Origin of the sequence: Nocardiopsis chromatogenes YIM 90109 (assembly GCF_000341185.1) — a bacterium.
GTDB lineage: Bacteria > Actinomycetota > Actinomycetes > Streptosporangiales > Streptosporangiaceae > Nocardiopsis_A > Nocardiopsis_A chromatogenes.
This window is the reverse complement of the sequence record NZ_ANBH01000310.1, coordinates 1-3,612: the sequence shown is the minus strand read 5'-3', so window position 1 is coordinate 3,612 and position 3,612 is coordinate 1. Positions and strand designations below refer to the sequence as shown.

3 protein-coding genes are annotated in these 3,612 nt (G+C 75.7%); all 3 read left to right on the top strand.

The features are described 5' to 3' along the window. The first annotated feature begins 204 nt into the window (after positions 1-204). Positions 205-783, top strand: coding sequence for a helix-turn-helix domain-containing protein (locus D476_RS0127385; protein ID WP_017627084.1), 579 nt, complete (start codon positions 205-207; stop codon positions 781-783). Next, positions 780-2,072 carry an MFS transporter gene (locus D476_RS0127380; RefSeq protein ID WP_017627083.1) on the top strand — a complete coding sequence of 431 codons (1,293 nt, stop codon included), beginning with the start codon at positions 780-782 and terminating at the stop codon, positions 2,070-2,072. Before D476_RS0127385 ends, D476_RS0127380 begins: the two co-directional genes overlap by 4 nt. Before the next feature lie 88 nt (positions 2,073-2,160). Beyond that, positions 2,161-3,012, top strand: coding sequence for an NAD(P)H-binding protein (locus D476_RS0127375; RefSeq protein WP_017627082.1), 852 nt, complete (start codon positions 2,161-2,163; stop codon positions 3,010-3,012). The last annotated feature ends 600 nt before the right edge of the window (positions 3,013-3,612 follow it).

Here is a 3,612-nt window from a genome sequence, read left to right as displayed (position 1 = left end):
GAGAGGCCCGCCATAATCCCGGCTCCCCCGAGATCAACGGGGATCCTGGCCGGTGGGGCCGTCGGGGGCCGCGGCCGCGTCTCGGCGGGACACCGCACGACTCCGGACAGGGCCTGGCGCCGCCCCACGGCAGGCCGTGCACACCGGCGGGCAACCCCCAAATAAGTGTTTGACGGTCGACCGCACGGGGGCCACACTGAGCGCATGCCGTCCGAACCCGAACCCCCCGCCGCCTCCTCCGTCACGCTGCGGGCGTTCGCGCACCCGCTGCGGCTGCGGCTGCTCTCCCTGCTCACCGGCGCCGCGATGAGCGCGGCCGAGGCCGCCCGCGAGCTCGGCGAGAGCCAGGCCAACGTCAGCTACCACGTGCGCCGCCTCCATGAGGCGGGCCTGCTCACCCTCGCCGAGGAGGTGCAGGTGCGCGGCGGACGCGCCCTGCGCTACCGGCACGACCCCGCCAGCGGCCCGGCGACGGCCCAGGGCGGCGCCGAGGACCTCCGGATGCTCGCCGCGGCCCTCGCCGAGGAGTTGCAGCGCCGCGCCCGGCTGCGCGACCCCGATCCGCCCCGCACCTTCACCGACACCGAGGTGTGGGTCGCCCCCGAGGAGTGGTCCGCACTGGTCGAGCGGGCCTCAGAGCTCGGCGAGGAACTGCACCGCGCGGCACGGGCGCCGCGCTCCCCCGGCGCGATACCCGTCAGCGCCAGCCTGCTCTTCTTCGCGATGCACACCGGGGACGGCGGTGCCGACGAGGACGGCGGCGACGGCGGGGACCGGTCGTGACCGGCACCGTGTTCCCGCCTCCCGGCGGAGGCCGCGGAGACCGGACGGCCACCGATGCCGGATCCGGCGACTCCGTCCTCGCCCCGCTGCGCTCCGGAGCCTTCCGCGCCCTGGGAGCGGGCCGGACGCTCATGTACTTCGGCAACGGACTGGCGCAGGTCGCGCTGGCCTTCGCCGTGCTCGACGCCACCGGGTCGGTGGTGCACCTGGGCCTGGTCATCGGGACACGCACCCTGGCCAACGTCGTGCTCCTGCTGGCCGGGGGCGTGCTGGCCGACCGGCTGCCCCGCGCCGCGGTGCTGCGCGGCGCGTGCGCGATCGCCGCCCTCTCGCAGGGGCTGCTGGCGCTCGCGCTGGCGGCCGGGGTGGCGTCGATGCCGCTCATGCTGGTCCTGGCGGCGGTCAACGGGGCGGCCGCGGCGGCGAACCTGCCCGCGGCGGCGTCCCTGGTGCCGCAGACGGTCCCCGCCTCGCTGCTGCGCCAGGCCAACGGGCTGATGCGGATCGGCGTGGAGACCGGACGGCTCATCGGGATGTCGGCGGGCACGATGCTCGTCGCGCTGCTCGGCTCGGCCGCCGCGATCGCCGCCGACGCCGGGGCGTTCGCGCTGGCCGGGGTGTGCTTCGCGTTCGTGCGGGTGCCCGCCGCGTCCGCGGCGAACCCCGAGCCCGCGCACCCGCTGCGGGACCTGGCCGACGGATGGTCGGAGTTCGTGCGCCGCAGCTGGGTGTGGGTGGTCGTCGTGCAGTTCCTCGTGGTGAACATGGTGCACTCGTCGATGGTGGCGGTGATCGGGCCGGTCATCGCCGACGAGGGCTTCGGGCGGGCCACGTGGGGGCTGCTGCTCACGGTCAACAGCATCGGCCTGCTCGCGGGCGGGGTGCTGGCGGCGCGGTGGCAGCCCCGCCGGGCGCTGCTGTTCGGCGTCGGACTGACCGCGATCGAGGCGGCCCCGATCCTCGCCTTGGGCCTGGCCCCGGCCCCCGTCCTGCTCTTCCCGCTGTTCTTCCTGGCCGGGATGGCCATGGAGCAGTTCAGCGTGGCGTGGGAGGTGTCCCTGCAGGAGAACATCCCGCAGGAGCGGCTGGCCCGGGTGTACTCCTACGACGCGCTGGGGTCGCTGCTGGCGGTGCCGCTCGGGCAGGCGGTGGCCGGTCCGGTGGCCGAGGCCGCAGGCCCCGGGCCCGCCCTGACCGGGGCCGCCGCGCTGTCGCTGGGCGCGACCGCGCTGGCGCTGTGCGCCCCGGCGGTGCGCACCCTGCGGCGGGACCCCGTCCCGCCCCCTTGACATCAAGTTAACTTGAGGTTGTTTCGTGGGTGTCCGACGGCGCCGCCGGACGGCGGTGCCCCCGGCACACGGATGAGGAGCACCCACGATGATCCTGGTGACCGGCGCGACCGGAACCGTCGGCGGTGCGGTGGCACGGAGGCTGGCCGGAACGGGCGAGGACGTGCGCGCCCTGGTGCGCGCGCCGGAGACGGCGCGGCTTCCGGCGGGGGTGGACGTGGTCCGCGGCGACCTCTCGGATCCGGCCTCGGTGGAGGCGGCCATGCACGGGATCGACGGGGTGTTCCTGGTGTGGCCGCTTCCGGAGGCGGCACCGGTGGTGCCGGTCCTGGAGGCGGTGCGGCTGCACGCCGAACGCATCGCCTACCTGTCGTCGGCCGGGGTGGAGCCCGACGCCGAGGAGCAGGGCGACCCGATCACCGAGACGCACGCCGGGGTGGAGCGGGCCATCGCCACGTCGGGGCTGGCCTGGACGGCGGTGCGCGCGGGCGGGTTCGCCGCCAACGACCTCGCGTGGACCGAGGAGCTGAGCGGCGGCGGATCGGCCGTGCGCACCCCGTTCCCCGAGGCCCGGCGGGCGGTGGTGCACGAGAACGACTTGGCCGATGTGGCGATCCACGCGCTGACGACCGAAGGGCACGCGGGGCGGGCCTACACGGTGACCGGCCCGGAGATGCTCAGCGAGACCGAGCGCGTGCACATCCTGGGCGAGGTGATCGGACGGCCGCTGAAGACGGAGCGGATGGATCCGGACGAGGCCCGCGCCCGGTTGACGGCGGCCGGGCTGCCCGCCGAAGCGGCCGAGGGGATCCTTGAGGCCCACAGGACCTTCTCCGACCCCGCCCACACCGAAGACCTGCACACAGCGGAGGAGGTCACCGGCCTGCCGCCACGGGCGTACCGCCAGTGGGCGGCCGACCACGCCGACGCCTTCCGCTGAGGCAGAGCCAGGGCACGGCGGCGCCAGCCCGCAGCCCGCCACGAACGGCCGGTCCGGGAACCGGCAAGCCCCGGAGGAGTGAGTGGGGACCCACCCCTCCGGGGCGCTTCCGTTCCCCGGCCCGGTGGAGTGTGGGCGGGGGCGGCGTCCCTTACGGGGGGGCTGCCAGGTGGCGGGCCTGTACGTGATCACCGTGTTGGGCAGCGACGGCGGGAGCGAGGTGGTTCCCCGGCCCTGCTTGCCGTCCGCCGGACTCCTCGCGCTCCGGGCAAGCGGTGGAGCGGGTGCCCCGCTCAAGCCCCCGGCCGGGCGGCGGGCCCCGGCGTGTGAGGGTAGGAGGCGGCGACGACGCAGGTCCGCGGCCCTTACCACAGCGTTGTCGTTCGCGTGGCGTGTTCGTGGTCACCGGAGAGAACGGCGATGACGGGAGCGGGGCGGTTCCCCGGCTTTCCTTGCCGTCCGCCGGACCCCTCACGCTCCGGGCGAGCGGTGGAGCGGGTGCCCTGCTCGCGGGCTCCGGGCTGGCGGCGGGCCGTCGGAGCGCAGGGAAAAGCAGCGGCGACGACAAAAGGGCGGCGGCCCCACCCGCAGCGTTGTCGT

Bases quoted from the DNA above. Each gene is read 5' to 3' on its own strand.
- D476_RS0127385 (WP_017627084.1), top strand. From the start codon at position 205: ATGCCGTCCGAACCCGAACCCCCCGCCGCCTCCTCCGTCACGCTGCGG.
- D476_RS0127375 (WP_017627082.1), top strand. From the start codon at position 2,161: ATGATCCTGGTGACCGGCGCGACCGGAACCGTCGGCGGTGCGGTGGCA.